Annotated in this window: 23 protein-coding genes; 7 read left to right on the plus strand and 16 right to left on the minus strand. The window is 70.5% G+C overall.

Annotated elements, in window-relative coordinates; genetic code table 11:
- Nucleotides 1-303: 303 nt before the first annotated feature.
- The 6 genes from ACEN9V_RS09880 to ACEN9V_RS09905 all read right to left on the minus strand — a co-directional run bounded on the left by ACEN9V_RS09880 (nucleotide 304) and on the right by ACEN9V_RS09905 (nucleotide 4,910).
- Entirely contained in the window at nucleotides 304-2,001 is a 1,698-nt protein-coding gene (locus ACEN9V_RS09880; RefSeq protein WP_402727871.1) for an MDR family MFS transporter, read from the minus strand.
- Entirely contained in the window at nucleotides 1,998-2,618 is a 621-nt protein-coding gene (locus ACEN9V_RS09885) for a TetR/AcrR family transcriptional regulator (protein WP_402727870.1), read from the minus strand. Before ACEN9V_RS09885 ends, ACEN9V_RS09880 begins: the two co-directional genes overlap by 4 nt.
- Before the next feature lie 46 nt (nucleotides 2,619-2,664).
- Nucleotides 2,665-3,147, minus strand: a complete 483-nt coding sequence (locus ACEN9V_RS09890) for a GNAT family N-acetyltransferase (protein ID WP_413600157.1) — start codon at nucleotides 3,145-3,147, stop codon at nucleotides 2,665-2,667.
- A 51-nt stretch (nucleotides 3,148-3,198) separates the two neighbouring features.
- Complete coding sequence (locus tag ACEN9V_RS09895; protein WP_413600158.1) at nucleotides 3,199-3,711, minus strand: VOC family protein; 513 nt, start codon at nucleotides 3,709-3,711, stop codon at nucleotides 3,199-3,201.
- A complete protein-coding gene (locus ACEN9V_RS09900; RefSeq protein ID WP_413600159.1) occupies nucleotides 3,708-4,409 on the minus strand; it encodes an HAD family hydrolase in 702 nt (233 codons plus the stop codon). The genes ACEN9V_RS09895 and ACEN9V_RS09900 overlap by 4 nt, the downstream gene beginning before the upstream one ends.
- Nucleotides 4,410-4,481: 72 nt before the next feature.
- On the minus strand, nucleotides 4,482-4,910 hold the full coding sequence (locus ACEN9V_RS09905) for a MarR family winged helix-turn-helix transcriptional regulator (RefSeq protein WP_413600160.1): 429 nt from the start codon (nucleotides 4,908-4,910) through the stop codon (nucleotides 4,482-4,484).
- Between the two features lie 142 nt (nucleotides 4,911-5,052).
- On the opposite strand from ACEN9V_RS09905, the gene ACEN9V_RS09910 reads away from it, so the two are divergent.
- Nucleotides 5,053-5,724, plus strand: coding sequence for a hypothetical protein (locus ACEN9V_RS09910; RefSeq protein WP_413600161.1), 672 nt, complete (start codon nucleotides 5,053-5,055; stop codon nucleotides 5,722-5,724).
- Between the two features lie 15 nt (nucleotides 5,725-5,739).
- On the opposite strand, the gene ACEN9V_RS09915 is transcribed toward ACEN9V_RS09910, so the two are convergent.
- Nucleotides 5,740-6,348: a helix-turn-helix domain-containing protein gene (locus ACEN9V_RS09915; RefSeq protein WP_413600162.1), complete on the minus strand. Its 609-nt coding sequence runs from the start codon at nucleotides 6,346-6,348 to the stop codon at nucleotides 5,740-5,742.
- A gap of 65 nt (nucleotides 6,349-6,413) precedes the next feature.
- On the opposite strand from ACEN9V_RS09915, the gene ACEN9V_RS09920 reads away from it, so the two are divergent.
- Nucleotides 6,414-7,403 carry an NAD(P)/FAD-dependent oxidoreductase gene (locus tag ACEN9V_RS09920; protein WP_413600163.1) on the plus strand — a complete coding sequence of 330 codons (990 nt, stop codon included), beginning with the start codon at nucleotides 6,414-6,416 and terminating at the stop codon, nucleotides 7,401-7,403.
- On the opposite strand, the gene ACEN9V_RS09925 is transcribed toward ACEN9V_RS09920, so the two are convergent.
- From ACEN9V_RS09925 to ACEN9V_RS09945, 5 genes are all read right to left on the minus strand, one after another.
- A complete protein-coding gene (locus ACEN9V_RS09925) occupies nucleotides 7,388-8,065 on the minus strand; it encodes a pentapeptide repeat-containing protein (protein WP_413600164.1) in 678 nt (225 codons plus the stop codon). The genes ACEN9V_RS09920 and ACEN9V_RS09925 overlap by 16 nt on opposite strands.
- Nucleotides 8,066-8,094: 29 nt before the next feature.
- Nucleotides 8,095-8,532, minus strand: a complete 438-nt coding sequence (locus tag ACEN9V_RS09930) for a DUF6314 family protein (RefSeq protein ID WP_413603050.1) — start codon at nucleotides 8,530-8,532, stop codon at nucleotides 8,095-8,097.
- A 51-nt stretch (nucleotides 8,533-8,583) separates the two neighbouring features.
- A complete protein-coding gene (locus ACEN9V_RS09935; RefSeq protein WP_413600165.1) occupies nucleotides 8,584-9,612 on the minus strand; it encodes an NAD-dependent epimerase/dehydratase family protein in 1,029 nt (342 codons plus the stop codon).
- On the minus strand, nucleotides 9,609-10,796 hold the full coding sequence (locus tag ACEN9V_RS09940; protein WP_413600166.1) for a zinc-dependent alcohol dehydrogenase: 1,188 nt from the start codon (nucleotides 10,794-10,796) through the stop codon (nucleotides 9,609-9,611). The genes ACEN9V_RS09935 and ACEN9V_RS09940 overlap by 4 nt, the downstream gene beginning before the upstream one ends.
- 105 nt (nucleotides 10,797-10,901) lie before the next feature.
- Nucleotides 10,902-11,789 carry an aminoglycoside phosphotransferase family protein gene (locus ACEN9V_RS09945; RefSeq protein ID WP_413600167.1) on the minus strand — a complete coding sequence of 296 codons (888 nt, stop codon included), beginning with the start codon at nucleotides 11,787-11,789 and terminating at the stop codon, nucleotides 10,902-10,904.
- An 89-nt stretch (nucleotides 11,790-11,878) separates the two neighbouring features.
- Between ACEN9V_RS09945 and ACEN9V_RS09950 the strand changes: the two genes are divergently transcribed.
- Nucleotides 11,879-12,736 (plus strand): polysaccharide deacetylase family protein, encoded by an 858-nt coding sequence (locus ACEN9V_RS09950; protein WP_413600168.1) that lies wholly within the window; start codon nucleotides 11,879-11,881, stop codon nucleotides 12,734-12,736.
- Between the two features lie 35 nt (nucleotides 12,737-12,771).
- Here the strand turns inward: ACEN9V_RS09950 and ACEN9V_RS09955 are convergent, their stop codons facing one another.
- The 4 genes from ACEN9V_RS09955 to ACEN9V_RS09970 form a co-directional block, all read right to left on the minus strand.
- Complete coding sequence (locus ACEN9V_RS09955) at nucleotides 12,772-13,398, minus strand: DNA alkylation repair protein (RefSeq protein ID WP_413600169.1); 627 nt, start codon at nucleotides 13,396-13,398, stop codon at nucleotides 12,772-12,774.
- The gene (locus ACEN9V_RS09960) at nucleotides 13,395-14,198 is read right to left on the minus strand and encodes a sulfite exporter TauE/SafE family protein (RefSeq protein WP_413600170.1); all 804 of its coding nucleotides are present in this window, start codon (nucleotides 14,196-14,198) and stop codon (nucleotides 13,395-13,397) included. The genes ACEN9V_RS09955 and ACEN9V_RS09960 overlap by 4 nt, the downstream gene beginning before the upstream one ends.
- A 91-nt stretch (nucleotides 14,199-14,289) precedes the next feature.
- Nucleotides 14,290-15,387 carry a type I restriction endonuclease gene (locus tag ACEN9V_RS09965; RefSeq protein ID WP_402727853.1) on the minus strand — a complete coding sequence of 366 codons (1,098 nt, stop codon included), beginning with the start codon at nucleotides 15,385-15,387 and terminating at the stop codon, nucleotides 14,290-14,292.
- A 167-nt stretch (nucleotides 15,388-15,554) separates the two neighbouring features.
- Entirely contained in the window at nucleotides 15,555-16,271 is a 717-nt protein-coding gene (locus tag ACEN9V_RS09970) for an NYN domain-containing protein (RefSeq protein ID WP_413600171.1), read from the minus strand.
- Between the two features lie 191 nt (nucleotides 16,272-16,462).
- Between ACEN9V_RS09970 and ACEN9V_RS09975 the strand changes: the two genes are divergently transcribed.
- From ACEN9V_RS09975 to ACEN9V_RS09990, 4 genes are read left to right on the plus strand one after another with little or no spacing between them, the layout of a single operon-like run.
- Complete coding sequence (locus ACEN9V_RS09975; RefSeq protein ID WP_413600172.1) at nucleotides 16,463-18,121, plus strand: ABC transporter substrate-binding protein; 1,659 nt, start codon at nucleotides 16,463-16,465, stop codon at nucleotides 18,119-18,121.
- Nucleotides 18,118-19,071, plus strand: a complete 954-nt coding sequence (locus ACEN9V_RS09980; protein ID WP_281266614.1) for an ABC transporter permease — start codon at nucleotides 18,118-18,120, stop codon at nucleotides 19,069-19,071. Before ACEN9V_RS09975 ends, ACEN9V_RS09980 begins: the two co-directional genes overlap by 4 nt.
- Nucleotides 19,068-19,943 carry an ABC transporter permease gene (locus tag ACEN9V_RS09985; protein ID WP_281266613.1) on the plus strand — a complete coding sequence of 292 codons (876 nt, stop codon included), beginning with the start codon at nucleotides 19,068-19,070 and terminating at the stop codon, nucleotides 19,941-19,943. Before ACEN9V_RS09980 ends, ACEN9V_RS09985 begins: the two co-directional genes overlap by 4 nt.
- A gap of 5 nt (nucleotides 19,944-19,948) precedes the next feature.
- Nucleotides 19,949-21,805: a gamma-glutamyltransferase family protein gene (locus ACEN9V_RS09990; RefSeq protein ID WP_413600173.1), complete on the plus strand. Its 1,857-nt coding sequence runs from the start codon at nucleotides 19,949-19,951 to the stop codon at nucleotides 21,803-21,805.
- Nucleotides 21,806-21,812: the final 7 nt, after the last annotated feature.

The raw sequence follows: 21,812 nt of genomic DNA on the forward strand, positions 1-21,812 counted from the left end.
GTGCCGCCGGCGGGCGGCTGGCGGCTGGCGGTTGCCGACTCGGAACGACATGCTCGCTGTCGTACGACAACGATCGTGTCGCCCCTTGCACGCGCAACAGTTGCACGCGCCCGGGAGCGACAGCGTCGCTGTCGTACGACATCGACAGTGTCGCTCCTTGCACACGCAACGAGCGCGGGGGCCAGGGCTGCTTGCGCACGCAACGAGCGCGCGGACCGGCGCACGGCCCGGACGCACCCCACGACGGACGGGAGGCACGGTGCCAGCTGGCACCGTGCCTCCCGTCCGTCGTGGGGTGAGCGTCTACTCGTCGTGCCGCGCCGTCGGGACCGACCCCGTTCCGGAGCCGACCGACTCGGCCGGACGCTCCGCGCCCGAACCGCGCTGCGCACGCTCGAGCTCGTCCGCCTCGGCGCCGCCGACCGCCTCGCCGCGGGCGACCATGCCGGCCACGTCCGCGAGCTTCATCTGCGGGATGAACAGGGCCAGCACGAGGGCCACCGCGATGAACGGGAGCAGGTACCAGAACACCGGCGACAGCGAGTCGGCGTAGGCGTTCACGATGCCGTCCTGCACCGCTTCGGGCAGCTTCGCGAGCTGCGTCGGGTCGATGCTCGCGCTCGCACTCGCGGCCTGGGAGGCACTTCCGCCGGCGCTCGTGAAGACGTCCGTGAGCGACTCCGTGAGGCGGGACGTGAAGATCGCACCGAACACGGCGACACCGAGGGAGGCGCCGACCTCACGGAAGTAGTTGTTGGTCGAGGTCGCCGTGCCGACGTGCTCCGGTGGGACGGCGTTCTGCGCGACGAGCACGACGACCTGCATGATGAGGCCGAGGCCGGCACCGAACACGAACAGGTAGACGCAGATCAGCCAGATCGGGGTCGCCGCGGCGAGGGTCGTCATGCCGAGCATCGCGATGCCGACGATGATCGTGCCGATGATCGGGAACGCGCGGTACCGGCCCGTCTTGGTGATGAGCGTGCCGGAGAGGATCGACGTCCCCATGAGCCCGACCATCATCGGGAGCATCAGCAGACCGGAGACGGCGGCCGACGTGCCGGACGCCATCTGCAGGAACGTCGGGACGAAGCCGATCGCGGCGAACATCCCGAGGCCGAGCACGAAGCCGATCGCCGTCGCGGTGACGAACGTGCGGTTCCGGAAGAACGACAGCGGGATGATCGGGTCGTCGGCCCTGGACTCGGTGAGGACGAACAGCGCGGCAGCGACGATGAACCCGGCGCCCCAGGCCCAGGTCTCGAGCGCACCCCACCCGTGCTGCTTGTTGCCGCCGAACTCGGTGAAGAACACCAGGCAAGCGGTGGTCGCGGAGAGCAGCGCGACGCCGAGGACGTCGATGCGCTTCGTCGCCTTCTTGCTCGGCAGGGTCAACGCGAACCAGGCCACGAAGAAGGCCGCGATGCCGACGGGGATGTTGATCCAGAACGCCCAGTGCCAGGTCATGTGGTCGACGAAGAACCCGCCGAGCAGCGGGCCTCCGACGGCGGAGAGGCCGAAGATGGCGCCGAGCGGCCCGAGGTACTTGCCGCGCTCGGACGCCGGGACGATGTCCGCGATGATCGCCTGCGACAGGATCATGAGGCCACCGCCGCCGAGGCCCTGGAGGGCACGGAAGACCACGAACTGCCAGAAGTCGGTCGACATCGCACACCCCAGCGATGCCAGCGTGAACAGCGCGATCGCGATGAGGAACAGGTTGCGGCGGCCGATGACGTCACCGAACTTGCCGTAGATCGGCATCACGATGGTCGATGCCAGCAGGTAGCCGGTCGTGATCCACGCCTGGTGGGCGACGCCGCCGAGGTCGCCGACGATGGTCGGCATCGCGGTCGAGACGATCGTCTGGTCGAGACTCGACAGCAGCATGCCGGCGATCAGCGCGGAGAAGATGATCCAGATCCGACGCTGGGTGAGGAGCAGCGGCCCATCGCTCCCGGGCCGTGCGCGCTTGGCGGTGCGCGGCGCTGAGGTGCTCATTCGGTGTCTTCCTGTCCGGTGGTGATGGCCGCCCGCATGAGGCGGAGGTTCGTGGTGAGCAGGTCGTCGAAGGACGGGCCCGTCGACTCGTCGAAGTCGTCGTCGAAGTAGTCGGCGGCGGTGACCTTGAGCAGCCCTGCCGCCGACTCGGTCACGAGCCGAGCGCGAGGGTCGTCCGGGACGGTCCATCCGAAGCGTTCCCGCACGGCGTCGGCGACCTTCGCGAGTTGCACGTCCGTCGCCGAGAGGAACCGTGCGACGAGTGCGGGTTCTCGGTCGAAGACCTTGCGCACGAGCGCTTCATCGGAACGGTCGAGCCCCACGACGTGGACCTGCTCGATCGCGAGCGCGACGATCGAGCTCAGGGGGTCGAGCGTCGCCGGGACGACCTGCCCGCGGGCGTACGCCACGAGCAGGTTCTCGTCCGCGTTGAGCTCGATGCCGAGGACGACGTCTTCCTTCGACGCGAAGTGGTTGAAGAACGTGCGTCGGGACACCCCGACCGTCTCGCAGAGCTGCTCGATCGTGAAGCCGTGCAGACCGCTCTCCACGGTCGACCGACGTGCCTCGACGATCATGCGTCGACGCAGCGTGCGGGTGCGTTCGGCCGTGCTCACCGGACAAGAATTGCACTCATGGCGCGAAAGTGCAATACGGAGGGTGCTACAGCGCCTTGTCGAAGCAGAACGACCACGGCATCGTCGCCGCGTACGGCTCGTACACGGGGATCGAGCGCCATCCGGTCTTCTCGTACAGGGCGACGGCGTCGGGCTGCCGATCGCCGGTCTGCAGGATCAACCGCTGCGCGCCCTGTTCGCGACCGATGCGCTCACATTCGTCGAGCAGCGCCGTCGCCGCACCCTTGCCGCGAGCGGACGACAGCACGATGAGGCGCTTGAGCTCGACCTCGTCACGGAGCCGACGGACCGCGATGTGCCCGACGGCCTCGCCGTCCTCGTCGATCGCGAGCACCGAGGTGATGACCGTGGCCGGATCGACGGCGAGCGACCGGTCGCGCTCGGCGGTGACGGCGGGGTCCTCGTCGGCGGCTGCCGAGCCGTAGCGCTCGTGCATCTCCTCGTCCATGCGGGCGCGGAGGACGACTCCGCGGGGGTCTTCCCAGGCGACGCGTTCGATCGTGATCACGATCGACCATCCTGACACGCACGGACGACACCGCCGGACGCGGGTCCGGGGTCAGGGGTGCCAGCGACGACGGTCCGTGTGCGCCTCGTACGGCTGGGGGTCCGGGTACGTCAGCAGCTCGACGGTGCTCCCCCACGGTGTCCGGACGTAGACGAACCGGTTCCGGGCACCCGCCTCGGGCCCCGGGAGCGGGCGGGGTGCACCGAGCGCGGCGGCGCCGGCACGCACGACCCGGTCGAGGGTCGCGTCGAGGTCGTCGACGTACAGGGCGACGTGCTGCCATCCGAGGTCCGTCGGCACCGCTGGAGCCCCTTGCGCAGCACCGTCGAACGCGAACAGCTCGATGCCGGGCCCGCCGGGCAGGGCGAGCATCCGGACACGGACCTCACGGGCACCGTCCGGTACGCCGAGTCGCTCGTCCGTCTCGTGGCCGCCCTTCGGCGGCGCGTCGGCGGGGAGCGTGTCGTAGAGCACGACCGCGTCGAAGGCCTCGACGAGGAAGGTCGTCGCCGCGTCGACGTCCGGCACGGTGAGCCCGACGTGGTCGACGCCCCGCACCGTCACGAGCGCCCCCCGATCGACCCGGGCGACCCGAGCGCCCCGATCGGGCCGCCGTCGAGATCCGCCAGGACCGCTGCCGCGTCGTCGTACACGGCAGCGGCTCCGGCGTGCCGCAGTTCGTCGCCACCGATGCCGCCCGTCATCACGGAGACGCACGGCACGCCGACCCTCGCCGACGCCTCGACGTCCCACATCGCGTCCCCGACCATGACCGCCCGCTCCGCGACGACCCCGACCCGGTCGAGCGCGACCTGGACGATCCCGGGCGCCGGCTTCGCCTCGTCGACGTCCTCGGAGCTGGTCACCGCGGTGATCCACTCCTCGGCGTCGAGGACTTCCCGCAGCCGGACGAGCTCGGAAGCGGGAGCACTCGTGGCGAGCACCACCGCATGCCCCAGGGAGGCGACGGCCCGCAACAGGTCGCGGGCTCCGGGCAGTGCGCGCAATCGCGGCATCTGCTCCGCGTAGTACGCGGAGTGGAACTGCTTCGCGGTCGCGCGGACGTCGTCGGGCGCGTCGGGGAGCAACGCCCCGAGCAGGCGGGAGGAGTCCATGCCGATCGCGCGGTGGATGCGCCAGGCATCGACGGACTCGTCGACGGCGCGGAACGCCCGCCACCACGCGTCGACATGGGCGTAGTTCGAGTCGACGAGCGTCCCGTCGATGTCGAACAGGACAGCGGTGCTGGGGTCGGCAGACATCACCCCAGGCAACTCCGCCCGCCTCTGCACCGGCTCAGTCCGCGACGACGTGTCACGGGTGCGCCGTGGTCGTCACTCCTCGACGCGCCGGGCGATCCGGTGGAGCAACGGCGGCATCCGGGCGAGCATCTCCCGTTCGTCGGCCGACAGGTCCTCCGCGATCGCCGTGGCGAGCCAGTCCGCCCGCGCCCGTCGGTCCCGCAGCACCACGTCGCGCCCGGTCGGGGTGATGCCGATCACCGACACCCGGCGGTCTTCGGCCGAGGTCTCCCGTGCGACCAGCCCGCGTTCTTCGAGTTCGCCGATCGTGCGGGACTGCCCCTGGTGCTTCACCCCGCGCTTGCGGGCGAGGTCGGCGATCGTCATGGCACCCTGCCGGTCGAGCAGCCCGAGCGTCGCCGAGTGCGCCGGCGGGATCGTGTCGACCTTGCCGCGGGTCGCACGGACGATCCGCCCGATCGACTCCCGGAGTTCGTCGGCGAGGTCATCGGGCGAGTCCATGCCCCGACCGTATCGCCTGGCGCCGAACACCCTCCGGGGCGTCCTGGCGGCGACCACCGCGTCGAGGACCCCATCGTGATCGAACAGCAACCGCACACCAGGCGCGACGTCTGTAGATTCGAGGAGCGGAGGGGAGCACACCATGGGGAACGCACGACGACGCGCCGCGGGGATCGCGATCGCGCTGGCAGCGACGGCGACGCTGCTCAGCGGCTGCACCGGGAACACCACCCCGGACCCGACGCCGAGCGCGAGTACGACACCGAGCACGACACCGGCTCCCAGCACCAGCACGACACCGGATCCGAGCACGAGCACCACCCCGCGCCCGACCTCGACGATCACGCCGGTCCCGGGGGTGGACTACGACGGCGGCACGGTTCCGGACACGTGCGACGGGCTCATCACCACGAGCAAGTGGAAGGACTCGTTCCTCCGCGCGCCGCTCAACGACCCCGCGGTCGTCGGCGATCCCGTCGAGATCCCGAAGTCGGTGTTCACGCCGGTGCTGCAGCCCGACGGCAAGCGCCTCTACTGCGTCTGGCGCGATCCCCGAGCGGACATCACGAACGTGTCGATCGCCGTGCAGGTGGTCGACTCATCGAAGGCGTTCGCCGTGCTGCAGGGCCTGCAGGGCTTCCAGTGCGAGCACCTCGCCGAGGGCTACCGGTGCCAACGGATCAGCACTGACAACCAGTACGGCGTCGAGACGGGTGTGACCTACTTCACCCGTGGTGACATCGCGATCCACATCGGCCAGGCGAACGTCCCGACCTCCGGCCTGCTGGACGACGTCATGGCCCACGTGTTCTGAGCACGCCGCGTCCCATCACCCTGCCGGCCGCGACCGCACGTGGGCCCGCTCGCCCTGCGGCCCGTACAGGCAGAGCACCTCGGTCACGTGGTCCGTCACGTTCCCGATCCAGTGCGGCGTGTGCGTGTCGAACTCGACGACCTCACCTGGCCCGAGGTCGAAGTCGTGTTCGCCGAGCACCAGCCGCAGCCGACCAGACAGCACGTAGAGCCACTCGTAGCCCTCGTGCGTCTTCGGGGACGGTTCACCACCGGGCGAGTGCGGCGGGAAGAGCTGCTTGAACGACCGCACTCCCCCGGTCCGCCGGGTGAGCGGCACGACGACCCGCCCACCGTGCACCTCGGGCTTCATGTGCACGCGCGGATCGCCGGTCTGCGGCGCCCCCACGAGGTCGTCGAGCGGCACCTGGTACGCCCGGGCCAGCGGCAGCAGCAGCTCCAGCGTCGGCTTGCGCTGCCCCGACTCCAGCCGCGAGAGCGTGCTCACCGAGATCCCGGTCTCCGTCGCCAGCGCAGCCAACGTGACGTCACGTCGCTGACGCAACGTGCGCAGCCGGGGCCCGACCCCGTCGACGACCTCAGCCGTCGTCCGCGAGGCGGGCCGAGCCTCCTGTCCGTGCTCCATGGGGCCATGTTGCCAGACCGGCAAGCTTTGTTGCCACGTCATGCGCGGTGCCGCACGATGTCGGCATGCGTGACACCTACGACGTGATCGTCATCGGCGGCGGATCCGCCGGCCTCGCCGCCGCTCTCATCCTCGGCCGCTCTCGCCGATCCGTGCTGGTGGTGGACGCGGGCGACCCCCGCAACGCCCCGGCGGCGGGCGTCCACAACTACCTCGGGCAGGAGGGCACGCCACCGCTCGAGCTGACCCGGATCGGTCGCGCGGAGGTCGCCCGGTACGGGGTCGACATCACGTCCGGGAGGCTCGTGGCCGCGTCCCCCGCGCCGGCGAGCGATGCCGACGAGGTCGCCTTCACCGCCACCCTCGACTCCGGCGCGCAGGTGACGGCCCGTCGCGTGGTCGTCGCCTCCGGCGCCGCGGACGTCCTGCCGGACGTGCCGGGTCTGGCGGAACAGTGGGGCCGCGGTGTCGTGCACTGCCCGTTCTGCCACGGATGGGAGATCCGCGACCGACGGATCGGCGTGCTCGTCACGACACCGTCCGGGGCACACCAGGCGCTGCTCTGGCGCGCGCTGAGCGAGCACGTCACCGTGTTCGCGACCGACCCTGCACTCGTCGACGACACCGCCCGTGCTGGTTTCGACGCCGGCGGGGTCAGGGTCCACGACGGCCCGGTGGCCCGGGTGCTGTCGGACGGCGATGTCCTGACGGGCGTCGAGCTCGGCGACGGCACGACGGTCGCGCTCGACGCCCTCGCTGCCGCGAGCTCGGCCGAGGCGCGCGTCGACGGCCTCGAAGGTCTCGGGATCGTCGCGGAGGACGTGCTGATGGGCGACGTCCGGATCGCCGGTGCGGTCACCGTCGACGGCATGGGGAAGACGTCCGTGCGCGGGGTCTACGCCGCGGGCAACGTGGCGTCGCCGATGGCCACCGTCATCGGCTCGTCGGCGGCGGGGACCCAGGCGGGCGCTGCGGTGCACGGGGACCTCGTGCAGGCCGACCTGGCCGCGGCGCTGGCCGGCGTGACCACGCGAGCGGGTCAGTCGACGCGGTAGCCCGCCTGCGCCGCCAGCAGCGGTGCGAGCGTGTAGAGGTGGTCCGCCGCGATCGTCGCACCGCGGAAACCCTCGAGCCGCTCGACCCGGTCGAGGTCGGCGCCGCGCAGGTCCACGTGCTCGATCCGGGTGTTCGAGCCCTCGGCAGCACGGATGCGGGTCCCCTCGAAGGACACCCGCAGGAGCCTGGCGTCGGCGATGTCGAGCTCGTCGATGACGCAGTCGCGGAACACCACGTCGGTGACCGTCGCCCCGCGGAGGTTCACGAACCCGAGCTTCATCCCGACGAACTCGACGCCGTTCAGTCCCGCGTCGTAGAGCTCCGCGGAGCCGACCCGGCCGCCGCCGATCCGGACCTCGCGCCAGGAGCTGCTCGACGCCCGAAGGACCGGGGCGTCGAGGGCATCGATCACGGTGTCGTGCACGCGCACCCCGCGGAGGTCGGCGCCGTCGGCACGGAGGTCCTCGATGACGCACTCCTCGATCTCGAGGTCGGGGAGACGCTCGCCCGCGATGTCGAGCGACGCGATGCGCTTGCCGTCGATGCGGTCACCGGAGAGCACGTCGCCTGGCGCCGGGGCCCAGTCGTCGAGGTCGGTGAGTTCGGTCAGGGTGATCCGAGGGGCGTCGGTGCCGGAGGACTTGCCGGAGGTGCGGGCCATGCGCCCAGTCTGCCGCGCCCCGCCGACGCTCACACGAGCGGGAGGCCGAGCGGGAGATCGAGCCGCGGGTCGAGCGGGGTCAGGACGCTGTCGAGCCGGTAGTCCTTCGCCGGACCGACCGCGTCCCACCGCACGGTCCAGCGCGATGCGTCGCCGTCGAGCTCGCCGGTGTACTCGTCCGGCGCACAGTCATGCACCACGGACACGCCCCAGACCCAGTCGTGGAACAGGCGACCGTCGGCGAAGCACACCGTCCAGGCGCCGTCGTCATCCCGCCGCACGATGAGCGTCCGGGACACCGGTGTCGAGCGGCCCGCGAGCTCCATCGTGCCGGACTCGTCCCACCGCACGAGCCCGGCGTGCTCGAGCGTCAGGGTCGTGGTCCCTCGGACGGTGCCCCGCACGCCTGCACGACGATCGACCACGGCTCGCTCGAGCGCCCACTCCCCGAGCAGCTGGTCCGGCATCACGGGGCGAGCGTACCCGCCCGAACTCCCCCAGCGCCGCCGACCAGCGCGCTACCCGCGGAGCGGACCCGACCCCTCGACGTTCGCACCGTCCGCGAACCCGGACACGAGATCCCGCAACGCGTCTTCGGAGGTGTGCCGAGCCTCCCACCCGAGTTCCGTGCGCGCACGGTCCGTCCGCATGATCGGGACGGACGCGGCGATGTCGATCCACCCGGCGTCCGTCGGCTGGATCCGGAGCCGCCAGGTCAGGGTGACCAGGCCGCGGAGCAGTCGGAGCGGGATCCGGACGGCCCCGCGCATCCCGAGTACCGCCGCGATCCGGGGCGGGGTGAGCACGGGCGCCGCGGCGATGTTGAACGCTCCTGCCGCCCGCCGGTCCACCGCGCGCCAGTACGCGTCGGCGACGTCGTCGGCGTGCACGGCCTGGAACACGAACGGGTACGGCAGCGGCAGCACCGCCCACTGCACCCAGCGCACGATCCGCATCGGCACCAGCGGACCGAGGAACAGCCCACGGATCTCGGCGGCCGCCGCCCGCTGGAAGATCAGCCCCGGTCGGAGTCGCGTCACCACGACGTCCGGGTTCGCCTGCGCGAAGGCGTCCATCGCCCGCTCGTTCTCGGCCTTGTGGATCGAGTAGGTCGCGGTCGGGATGCCGTCCACCGGCCACGACTCGTCGACGCGCAAGCGCTTGCCCGCAGCATCGACCCCGCGGTAGGTCCCCACCGACGACGCCACGACGACCTGCGGGACCGACACCCGGGCCACGGCGGCGAGCACGTTCGCCGTCCCGGTCACGTTCGTGCGGTACTGCACCGGGATGTCGTGCGTCGGCTGCAGTGCCCACGCCAGGTGGATCACGGCGTCCGCGCCGCGGAACACGGCGGCGAGCTGGTCGACGGCGTCGGAGGCACCGACGTCCACCGCGTGCCAGACGGCATCGCCGTACGGCGCGGTGTGCACGTCGGGCAGCCGCCGGGCGACCCCGACGACCTGCACGTCGGGCTCGGCGGCGAGCCGGCGGACGACGGCGGTGCCGACGTTGCCGGTCGCGCCGACGACCACGATGCGGGTCACGCCGTGGCCGGTTCCAGGACGACCTTGACGCAGCCGTCCTGCTTCTTCTGGAAGACCTCGTACATGTGCGGGGCGTCCTCGAGCGGGACCCGGTGCGTGACCAGGTCGAGTGTGCCGAGCGGGTCGGCCGGGTCGGACACGAGCGGCATGATGTCGTCGATCCAGCGCTTCACGTTGCACTGGCCTTCGCGGACGGTGATCTGCTTGTCGAACAGCGTCATCATCGGCATCGGATCCGCCATGCCCCCGTAGACCCCGCTCAGCGAGACGGTGCCACCGCGGCGGACCAGGTCGATCGCGGCGTGCACGGCAGCGAGCCGGTCGACCCCGGCGGTCTCGATCGCCTTCTGCGCGAGGGCGTCTGGCAACAGCCCGGCAGCGCGCTGGGCGAAACCGGCGAGGGGGTTCCCGTGCGCCTCCATGCCGACCGCGTCCACGACGCCGTCCGGCCCGCGACCGTCGGTCAGGTCGACCAGCTGGGCGACGACGTCCTTCGTCAGGTCGAACGTCTCCACGTCGTGGCGCGACCCGAGGTCGCGGCGGACCTGCTCCGGGTCGACCGCGAGGACGCGGTAGCCGAGGTGTCTGCCGATCCGAGCGGCGAACTGCCCGACCGGTCCGAGACCGAGGACCGCCAGGGTCCCGCCCTCCGGCACGTCGGCGTACTGCACGGCCTGCCACGCCGTCGGGAGGATGTCGCTGAGGAACAGCCAACGGTCGTCAGGGGTGCCGTCGTCGGGGATGACGATGGGTCCGTAGTCGGCGTGCGGGACGCGGAGGTACTCGGCCTGGCCACCGGGGACCTGGCCGTACATCTTCGTGTAGCCGAACAGCGCCGCTCCGCTGCCGTACTCGGTGACCTGGGTGGTCTCGCACTGCGACTGCAGGCCTCGCTGGCACATCCAGCAGTGGCCGCAGGAGATGTTGAAGGGGACGACGACGCGGTCGCCGACCTTCAGGTTCGTGACGGCGCTGCCGACCGCCTCGACGATGCCCATCGGCTCGTGACCGAGCACGTCACCCCTGTCGATGTAGGGGCCGAGCACGCGGTACAGGTGCAGGTCGGAGCCGCAGATCGCGGTCGAGGTGATCCGCACGATCGCGTCGGTGGGCTCGTGGATCGTCGGGTCCGGGACTGTCTCGACCGAGACCGTCTCCGTGCCCTGCCAGGTGAGTGCGCGCATGAACGCTCCTATCGTCGGTACGTCCCGTGTACCCGGACGCACCGGCGCGCCTTCTCAGCGCGGGTCGGACGGGAGGCTCGTGGCGGCACCCCCACGAGCCTCCAGTCACACGACCGCGTCGTCCAGGGCGACGGCCAGGACCGCCTGGTGGCCTGCGCGGTCGCCGGGGCCGGCACTGCCGGCCAGCATGATGAGGGACTTCCAGAGGACCCAGCCACGGCCCCTGGCCCAGGTCGCGTCGTCCAGCCCGACCGCATCGCGGAACACCTGCCGCGCCGCCGGGTCGAGGAACGTCCACGCCAGCACCAGGTCGCACGCCGGATCGCCGACGCCGCACGTGCCGAAGTCGATGAGTGCCGTGAGCCGGCCGTCGTCGCCCACGAGCAGGTTCGTCGGGGCGACGTCGCCGTGGAACCACACGGCGGGTCGCTCCCAGGCCGTGGCGCACGCCGTGTCCCAGACCGCCTCGCAGGCCGCCCGGTCGACGTCGTCGCCGAGCCGGTCGAGTGCATCGCGGACCTCGTGGTCGTAGAACGACGGGTGCGCGCCGCGGTGGAACGAGTGCGCCCCGGCGGCAGGACCGCCGTCGGCCGGGACGGCCCGGAGCTGCCGGAGGACCCGGCCGACGTCCGCGGCGAGCGCCGACCGGTCCGGATCGGCGTGTGCTGCCACCGTGCCGTCGAGCCAGCGGCGCACCGACCACGGGAACGGGTAGCCGCAGCCCGGGCGTCCGAGTCCGACGGGCTCGGGAACCGGGACATCGAGGGACGGCGCCAGGTACGGCAGGACGCGCTGCTCCTTCTCGACGGCTGCGACGTAGCCCTCCGCGCTCGGCAGCCGGACCGACAGTGCGTCGCCGAGCCGGTAGGTGCGGTTGTCCCAGCCCTGCGGGTCGACCTCGATGACGGGCAGGTCCGACCATGCGGGGAACTGCTCGGCGACGAGGCGTCGGACGAGATCGGCGTCGATGACGGGCACGTCGGTGTGCGGCATGGAGTCATCGTGCCGCATCGTTGGCCGATCGGCCATCGGGGATCGTCCTGGTGACCGATGCGCGGCATTGCACCGCGCGGGGACGCTGGATGGCGATGAACCACCGCGCTCCTTCCCGTCCGTCCCGTCGCGCGCTGTTGGCCGGGGTCGGTGGGACCGTGCTGACGGGGGCGCTCGCCGCGTGTTCGGCCGTGCCGTCGTCACGGCCGACGGGTTCGCGGACTTCTGCGGCTTCCGCGTCGCCGTCCCCTTCTGCTTCGTCATCCGCGACTGCGACTGCGACGGCGACCGCGACCGCGACTGTTCCGCCGGTCGCCCTGCAGCGACAGCCGCTCCCCGCTGGGACGATCACCGGGCTGCCGGAGGGGACGCCCGGGATCGCCTGGACCGTCGACGACGGAGCGTCGAGCGAGGTGGTCGAGGCCTACGCCCGGTTCGCCGCCGACACCGGGACACGCCTGACGTTCTTCGTGAACGGGGTGCGCCCCGCGTGGACCGAGCACGCCGACCTGCTGCGACCGTTGGTGACCTCCGGGCAGGTGCAGCTCGGGAACCACACGTGGGACCACCCGGCGCTCACGAAGCTCTCCGACCAGGGCATCATCGACCAGCTCACCCGGAACCACGACTTCATCCGGGACACCTACGGCGTGGACGCGAAGCCGTACTTCCGGCCGCCGTTCGGGTACCACGACGCCCGGGTCGACGCCGCAGCCGCCCGCGCCGGGTACACGACGCCGCTGCTCTGGTACGGGTCGCTGGCCGACTCCGGTGACATCACGTCGGACCAGATCGTCGGGTTCGCGGAGCAGTGGTTCCAGCCGGCGCACATCGTGATCGGGCACGCGAACTTCCGGGGGACCATCGGGGCGCTACCGCGGTTGCACGCGCTGTTGCAGGAGCGGAAGTTGTCGACGTTCACGTTGGACGACGTGTTCGCACGGTAGCGCGCAGGCGGTCTCGCGTTCGGCAGCTCTCGCGTTCAGCCGTTCTGGCGGAGACGGTCGCGCTCGGCCGCCGGCAGGTGCTCGGTCGCGGTCTCGAGCGCGCTCCGGCTGAGGAACCGCCCCTGTCGCTCGAGGAACGCGACGAGTGCCGGCTCGGACGCCCGCTTGCCGACCTCTCGAAGCACCCAGCCGAGCGCCGACTGCACGGTGTCCCCGCGCTCACGGACGAGTCGGCCGGCCACTGCGAGCGGCACGTCCGCGTCGCCCTGCTTGGCGAACGCCAGCGTCGCGACCACCGCGATGCGCCTGACCCAGGCGACGTCCGACTTCGCGAGCGCGAACAGCGGTCCGGTCGAGCCGTCGAGCATCGGTGCGCCGACGAGCTCCTCGGCAGCGATGTCGACGAGTTCCACGCGGTCGATCCGTTCGGCGCGCGCCGCCGACAGGTACTCCTCGGTGAGTTCGGGATCGGCGCGCTCCCGCATCGCCTGCACGAGCAGCACGACGGCGACGAGCCGTGCGCCTGGGTCCTCGCTCCACAACAGCGCGGACCGTTCGCCCTCGTCGAGGTCCCGGTGCGCCCGGGCCACCCGCCGGGCACCCGCGACGTCGCCCGGCGTCTTCGCGAACGCGGCGAGGACGTCCTCGGCGGTGACCGTCACGCGACCTCTCCGACCTGCGGATCGGGCTTGCTCGCCTTCCTGAGTCCGCGTCGCAGCACGATCACCGCCACCACGACCAGGAACCCGGCGAACATCCACGTCCCGACCTGCGGGTCGACGACCCCTGCGATGAACGCCCCGATCGGTGAGCAGACCGCCGCCGTGATGCCCACCGTCAGTCCCACGCGGATGTCCACCACCCCTCGACGCAGGTTCGCCACCGTGCCGGAGACCGACGTCGGCACCATCGTGAGCAGCGACGTCCCCTTCGCGAGCAGGTCACCCGCGCCGAGTGCGAGTTCCATCCCGGGCACGATCACCACTCCGCCGCCGACACCGATCAGGCCGGAGAGGACGCCGGCCAGCAGCCCGATCCCGAGCAGCACGACCGCCTCGATCGGGCCGAAGTGCACGTCACCCTCACGGGTGGGCACGTTGGTGAACAGGGAGACGAGCACGACGACGATGAAGCCGACGAAGATCCACGGGAGGACCCGGAGCGGGATCGCCCGCAGGAGCCTGGAGCCGATGGGTGCCCCGACGACACTGCCGATCGCCAGGGTGAGTGCCGCGAGCCAGTGCACCTCGCCCTGCACGGCGTAGGTGATCGCACCGACGACGGCCGCGGGGGCGATCGCCACGAGGGAGCTCGCGGAGGCGCTGCGCTGGTCCATGTGGAGGAAGGCCATGAGTGCGGGGACCACGATGACCCCACCACCGACGCCGAACAGGCCGGAGAGCACCCCGGCGACGATCCCGATCGCGACGAGCACGGTCAGTTGCGCGGCGCGGGATCTCATCCCGTCCAGGGTACGGCCCGAGTCGGCGGCGGAGCTCTCAGTCGATGGGCCCGATCTGCGTCGACAAGTCGATGCTCATCGCGCGCCGGCCTCAGCCCGCGTAGCGGTGTGTGGCCTCGCGGATCGTGGCGGCGTGGAGGTAGATGTCGTCGAGGTTCTCGATCGCGTGCTTCGTCTCGACCTTGTCCTCGTCGAACAGCCCGAGGTACTTCTGCTTCTTACCGTTGAACCAGAGGCGCGCGATCGGCTTGCGGTTGTTGTCGTCGAGCAGGATCGCGAAGTACGACTTCTGGTCGCGGTGCGCGATCCGGTCGGGCTTGACCTCGCTGCAGGCGATCGCCTTGACGATCTGGTAGCCCTCGAGTTCTTCGAGGGTGGTCTCGATCTCGGTGTCCCGGTCGATGTCGTCTCGAGCGACGGACTCACTCGAAACCGCTTCTTCCGAAGCCTCGACGCTGACCGGTGCCGAGTAGGAAGCACCGAGCGCAGTCTTCAGACGATCGTTCACCTGCTCGTTGAGGTACTGCTTCGAGGCCTTCGCGACGAGTGCCGTGAACTGCACCTTCGCATCCTGCGTGAAGCGACCGTCGTAGACGCGGCTCGTGAACAGTCGGACGAAGTCCTCTTCCGGCTCACGGAACTGTGCGGCGATCGCACGCTTGATCGAGCCGACGTACTTCAGCTCCTCGGCCGCGCTGATCACCGAGTCGAGGTCGAACACGTCCTTCGTGAGCTTCCGGAGCTCTGGCAGCAGCGTCTCGTCGATGTCCGCCAGGTCGAGGACGAGGAACGGACGGTCGTCCATCTTGTTCGGCGCGTCGAGGTCCGTGTAGAAGTTGTAGACCTCGCCGTTGGTGAGGACGGCGATCCGAGCGTTCGTAACCGAGAAGTACCGGAAGAGCTGGGACGCGTGCTCGATCTTGAGTGGCTCCGTCGACTTCTTGCACTCGATGAGGATCTGCACCTCCCCGTCTCGCATGATCGCATAGTCGACCTTCTCGCCACGCTTGACGCCGACGTCGGCCGTGAACTCCGGCACCACCTCGAGCGGGTTGAACACGTCGTAGCCGAGGATCGTCGAGATGAACGGCATCACGAACGCGTTCTTGGTGGCTTCTTCGGTTTGGATCGCGTCTCGCTGGTTCTGCACCTTTGCGGCCAGCGCTGCGAGTCGTTCTTCGAACTCCATCGTCTCTCCCCTAGATCAATGCGACCGTAGTTGAAGGACAGTCGACATCGAAAATCACTCAGGACCCCAATTCGTGGGTCACGGCACCGACCGTAGCGTATGTGAAGTTCCAGTTGCGTCGGGCGTTCGTGTCCACGTAGGCTGAGATCACCCCCCGGGGTGCCACGTCAACGGCTAACCGGCCAGAAGCCCCTCTCCATCGAGAGGGGCTTCTGCATCTCCCAAGCGCTCGGCCGCCCGAAGGTCCCCAACTCGTCGACCACCCGCGCCGGGAACTGACTTCCGCGGAGCGCGCTCTGCTTGATGTACCGGATGTGGTCCGGCCTGATCTCGCGCAGACTCCGAGCTGGCGCAGACTCAGTCGGGACGATGAGGCCGATCTTCTTCCGCGCGCGCTCCCGCACGATGCGGAGTGCGTCGACGAAATCGGAGTCGTTCGACAACAGGAAGGACACGTCGAAGGTCCCGGCCATCGCGTCCGCGACCATGTGCGCAGCGAGCGACACGTCGGTCCCCTTCTCCTCGATCTTCCGCACCAGGACGCGCCGTGGCTCACCGGCATCGTCGAGCACGAGCGGCGAGACCGCCATCCATCGTCTGTCCGCCCGGAACGTCCCGAAGTGCAGCGACACCGACGGCAGCGTGGCGAGTGCCCTGAGGTACCGCTCCTGGTTCTGCGGCACCCGCGGATCCTTCCCCTCGACGTGCCGGACCCGAGCGGTGAAGTACCGGATCTGTCCGACGTCGAAACTCGGCAAGAGGCGACTACTCAACAGTTCGAGGTCGAGCCACTTCAGGTCGTCGCGCCCCTGGAGAGCCCGTCGGAACAGGTTGAAGCCGTCGACGTAGACGGCGGCGGTCGGGCGCGAGCGAGAAGGGCGCATCTCGCCAGACTTGCGCGACCTGCGCCGCGGCGGACCACGCCGACGACACCGGTGGACAGTTCGTCGTTTTACACAACCGAAACAGAATGTATACAAGCGACGGCCAACACGTGTGATTGTATGCAATCAACCCCGATCCTGAGCGCGACCCCACAAGGGACGCCACGCACCTCCCCAGCATCAGGAACCGCATGTCCCCGATCAGCCCCCGACGACGACGCACGCTCATCGCGCTGCCCGCCGTCCTCATCGCCGCGACGCTCGCACTCACCGCCTGCGTCCCCGTCCAACGCTCGAAGGCCGGCGGCACCACCGCCGGCACCGTCACCACCGCCCCGATCGGCGACCAGCAGATCAAGGAGGGCGGTGACCTGGTGATGGCGCTCTCGGCAGAGCCCGACCGCCTCGACCCGACCACCTCGTCGTCGCTGTACACCCGGTACGTCATGGAGACGATGTGCCAGAAGCTCTACGACATCGACGCCGAGGGCACCCTCGTCCCGATGCTCGCGACGGAGCTCCCGACGGTGAGCGACGGCGGCAAGACCGTCACGTTCCCGGTGAAGACCGGCGTGCGGTTCGCCGACGGCACGCCGTTCGACGCCGACGCGGTCGTGACGACGCTCGAGCGGAACCTGACGAAGGCGGACTCCAGCCGGAAGAGCGAGCTCGGCCCGGTGTCCGATGTCGAGGCAGTCGACGACCACACCGTGCGGCTGCACTACGGGACCCCGTTCGCCCCGCTCACCGCGGCGCTCGCGGACCGCGCGGGCATGATCATGTCGCCGACGGCGCTCGCGGAGAAGGGCGACGACTTCGGCGACTCCCCGGTGTGCGTCGGCCCGTACAAGTTCGTGAAGCGCGTCCCGCAGACCTCGATCCAGGTCGAGAAGGACCCGGAGTACTACGACCCGTCGTCGGCGCACTTCGACACGATCACCTACCGGATCATCACCGACGCCAGCATCCGGGCGGCGAACCTCCGCTCCGGCGACGTCCAGGTGGCGGACACGATCTCCACGCAGGACGTCGACGACCTGCGGAAGCGCAAGGACCTGTCCATCCTGCGGACGGGTTCCCTCGGCTACCAGGGCATCACCGTGAACATCGGCAACCAGGACGGCGTCGGCACGGACCCGAAGCAGATCGACACCCCGCTGGCGAAGCGCGCGGACGTCCGCCGGGCCCTGTCGATGTCGATCAACCGCGCGGAGCTCGTGCAGAGCGTGTTCCACGGTTGGGCGGACGTCGCGTGTTCCCCGGTGCCGGACACGAGCGTGTTCGCCAGCACGGCGAGCAAGGCGTGCCCGGAGTACGACCCGGCCGCCGCGAAGAAGATCCTCGAGAAGGCGGGCGTCCAGCAGCCGTTCCCGATCGAGATGGAGGTGACGAACACCCCCGACACCGTGCGGTTCGCCCAGGCACTGCAGGCGCAGGCCCGCGGTGGCGGCTTCGCGATCACGATCACCCCGGTCGAGTACACGACACTGCTCGACGACCAGACCCGCGGCGACTTCCAGGCGCTGCAGCTCGGCTGGTCCGGCCGCGTCGACCCGCACGGCAACATCGGCGGCTTCCTGACGACGGGTGGCGGTAACAACTACGCCGGCTACAGCAACGCCGAGGTCGACGACCTCATCACCCGCGCCGCGCAGTCGACCGACGAGCAGGAGCGAGCCGACCTGTACGGCGAGATGACGACGATCGTCCAACGAGACGACCCGATCATCTACCTCTACCGGACCCGGAGCATCACCGGCGTCGGGAACACGATCGCGGGCGTCTCGACGTACGCGGACGGCGTCGTGCGGCTGAGCAAGGCCGCGTTCGTGGAAGGAGCGACGAAGTGATCCGCTACGTCAGCACCCGCATCTGGCAGTCGGCGATCACGCTGGTGCTCGCGTCGATCGTCGTGTTCTTCGGGGTCCGGCAGCTCCCGGGCGACCCGGCGCTCGCGCTCGCCGGCGAGGAGGCGAGCCCTGCACGGCTTGCCGCGGTCCGGGCCCAGCTCGGCCTCGACGACTCGATCGTCGTGCAGTACTGGCGCTTCCTGGTGAACGCGTTCCAGGGCGACTTCGGCCGCTCGACCCGCACGGGCACCCCGGTGACCGAGCTCATCGGTTCGACGCTCCCGGTCACACTGTGGCTCGCGCTCTACGCCATCGTCGTCGCCGTGCTCGTCGGGGTCGCCCTCGGCACCCTGGCCGAGCGCTACCGCGGGCAGTGGCCGGAGTGGATGGCGAACGCCGCTGCGCTCGTCGGCCTCAGCGTCCCGAACTTCTGGCTCGGCATCCTGGCGATCGTGTGGCTCGCGGCAGGGCTCGGCTGGTTCCCGGCGTCCGGGTACGTCCCGATGACGTCGAACCCGCTCAGTGCGCTCTACCACCTGACCCTGCCGGCACTCATCCTCGGTACCTCGCTCGCGGCCGTGATCATGCGGCAGACCCGTGCGTCGATGATCGAGACGATGAAGACCGACTTCGTCCGGACGGCACGGGCGAAGGGGCTCGGCCGCGGCCGGGTGCTGTTCCGCTACGGCCTCCGCAACTCGATGATCGTGGTCGTCACCATCGTCGGGCTGCAGCTCGGCGGGCTCATCTCGGGTGCCGTCGTCACCGAGCGCATCTTCGCGCTCCCCGGGTTCGGCAAGCTGACGCTCGACTCGGTGTTCACCCGCGACTACCCGGTGATCCAGGCGGTCGTGCTCGTCATCACGGTCGGCTACGTCGTGATCAACCTGGCCGTGGACGTCCTGTACTCGGTCATCAACCCGAAGATCCGCGTGGGAGGCACCCGATGACCACCGTGACACCCACGTTCGACCTCGGCTCCAGCCGCGGCCGCGTCTGGAAGCAGGTCAGGGCGAACCGCCTCGGGCTCACCGGCGGCGTCATGCTCGCGGTCGTCGTGCTCGCCGCGCTGACCGCTCCGCTCGTCGCGCCGCACGACCCCACGCAGACGCACTTCGACCTGCCGTTCCAGGTGCCGTTCACCGTCGGCTTCGGCCTCGGCACCGACGACCTCGGCCGCGACATCCTGTCCCGCACGCTGTACGGCGTGCAGGTCTCACTCGTGGTCGGCGCACTCTCCGTGCTCGTCGCCGTCGTCGTCGGGACCCCGCTCGGGCTCCTCGCCGGCTACTGGAAGTGGCTCGACGCGATCATCTCGCGCCTGACCGACGTCGCCCTGGCGTTCCCGTTCCTCATCATCGCGGTCGGCCTCGCGGCGATCAGCGGCCCCAGCCTGTCGAACGCCGTCATCGCCATCGGCGTCTCGCACGTCCCGGCGATGATCCGCATCGTGCGCGGTGAGACGCTGCGCATCACGAGCGCCGACTTCGTGACGAGCGCGAAGACCCTCGACGCCGGTGGTGCCCGGATCATCGCGCAGCACGTCCTGCCGAACTGCGTCTCCGCGATCATCGTGCAGGCGACGGTGATCATGCCGGTCGCGGTGATCGGCGAAGCGCTGCTGTCGTTCCTCGGTCTGGGCATCCAGCCGCCGACCCCGAGCCTCGGCATCATGCTCTCGGACGCGCAGCAGTACCTCGGTCAGGCACCGTGGGCCGCAGTGGTCCCCGGCATCGCTATCGCCGTGATCTGCCTCGGCTTCAACCTCTTCGGGGACGCCCTGCGCGACGCCCTCGACCCGACCGCATCGGACCGCAAGTGAGCACCATGAGCACCAACCCCGCCTTCGTCCAGCCGACCGCCCACACCACACGTCCCGACCTGCAGGGCACGTTCGGCATGGCCGCCGCAACGCACTGGATCGCCACCGCGAGCGCGCAGGCCGTCCTGGAGCGCGGCGGCAACGCATTCGACGCCGCCGTCGCCGGCGCATTCGTCCTGCACGTCGTCGAACCGCACCTGAACGGTCCAGGCGGCGACATGACCGCCGTCTTCGCCACCGCCGACGACAAGACACCGACGGTGCTGGTCGGCCAGGGTCCGGCACCGGCGGGCGCCACCCCGGAACACTTCCGCGCCGAGGGCCTCGACCTGGTCCCCGGCGCCGGCGCACTCGCCGCCGCCGTCCCCGGCGCCGTCGACGCCTGGCTCATGCTCCTCCGCGACCACGGCACGTGGGAACTCGCCGACGTCCTCGCCTTCGCCATCGGCTACGCGCGCGACGGCCACCCCGTCGCACCCCGCGTGGTCGCCACGATCAGCACGGTCCAAGACCTGTTCCGCGACCACTGGCCGTCCTCCGCTGCTCGGTGGATGCCGGGAGGCTGGGTGCCGGTCCCGGGGACCGTCATCCGCAACGAGACGTGGGCTGCAGTGCTCGACCGGCTCGTCGACGCCGGCTCCGCGCACACGGGCGGCAGCGCGGACGACCGGGTCGCCCGCATCGACGCTGCGCGCGATGCGTGGTCGAGCGGGTTCGTCGCGGAGGCGATCGACCGGTTCGTGCGCGCCCCGCACCGGCACGCCTCGGGCACCGACCACGCCGGCGTCATCCGCGCGAGCGACATGGCGGCGTTCCGGGCGACCTACGAGCCCGCGACGACCGCCGAGTTCCGCGGGTACACGGTCGCGAAGACCGGTCCGTGGGGGCAGGGACCCGCGCTGCTGCAGACCCTGCGGTTGCTCGAGCCCTTCGACGACGCCCAGCTCGACCCGTCGACGGTCGACGGCGCACACACCATCGTCGAGGCGCAGAAGCTCGCCATGGCCGACCGCGAGGCGTACTACGGCGACCACGACGTCCCGATGGACGCACTGCTGAGCGACGCGTACACCGACGCCCGTCGTGCACTGATCGGCGATCGGGCGTCCCACGAGTTCCGCCCGGGGTCGACTGCGGACGGCCCGAGCACGCTGCCGCCGCTCCGCGAGACGTACACACCGGGCGGCGAACCGATCGCCGGCATCGGCGAACCGACCGTCCCGGCACCCGTCGAAGACCGAGGTGAGCCGATCGTGATGGCGACCGGCGAGACCCGCGGCGACACGGTCCACATCGACGTCGTCGACCGCTGGGGCAACATCATCAGCGCGACACCGTCCGGCGGCTGGCTGCAGTCCTCCCCGACGATCCCCGAGCTCGGGTTCTGCCTCGGCACCCGCATGCAGATGACCTGGCTCGAGGAGGGCACCGCGTCGACGCTCCGCCCCGGCGAGCGCCCTCGCACGACACTGACCCCGACGCTCGTGCTCCGTGACGGCGAGCCCGTCGTAGCGCTCGGCTCCCCGGGCGGCGACCAGCAGGACCAGTGGCAGCTGCTCTTCCTGCTCCGCACGATCGTCGGGGGTTACTCCCCGCAGCAGGCCATCGACGCGCCCGCGCTGCACACGACCTCGTTCCCCGGGTCGTTCTGGCCGCGGACCTGGACCCCGGGTGGCCTCGTCGTCGAGGACCGGCTCGGCGAGGACGTGATCGCCGGCCTCGAGGAACTCGGCCACGTCGTCACCCGAGCCGGCGACTGGGCACTCGGCCGCCTGTCGTGCGTGACGCGCGACCCCGCAACCGGCGTCATGGGCGCCGCAGCCAACCCGAGAGGAGCACAGGGACATGCCGCAGGACGCTGAAGACCGC

The organism is Curtobacterium sp. Curtsp57, assembly GCF_047324335.1.
GTDB lineage: Bacteria > Actinomycetota > Actinomycetes > Actinomycetales > Microbacteriaceae > Curtobacterium.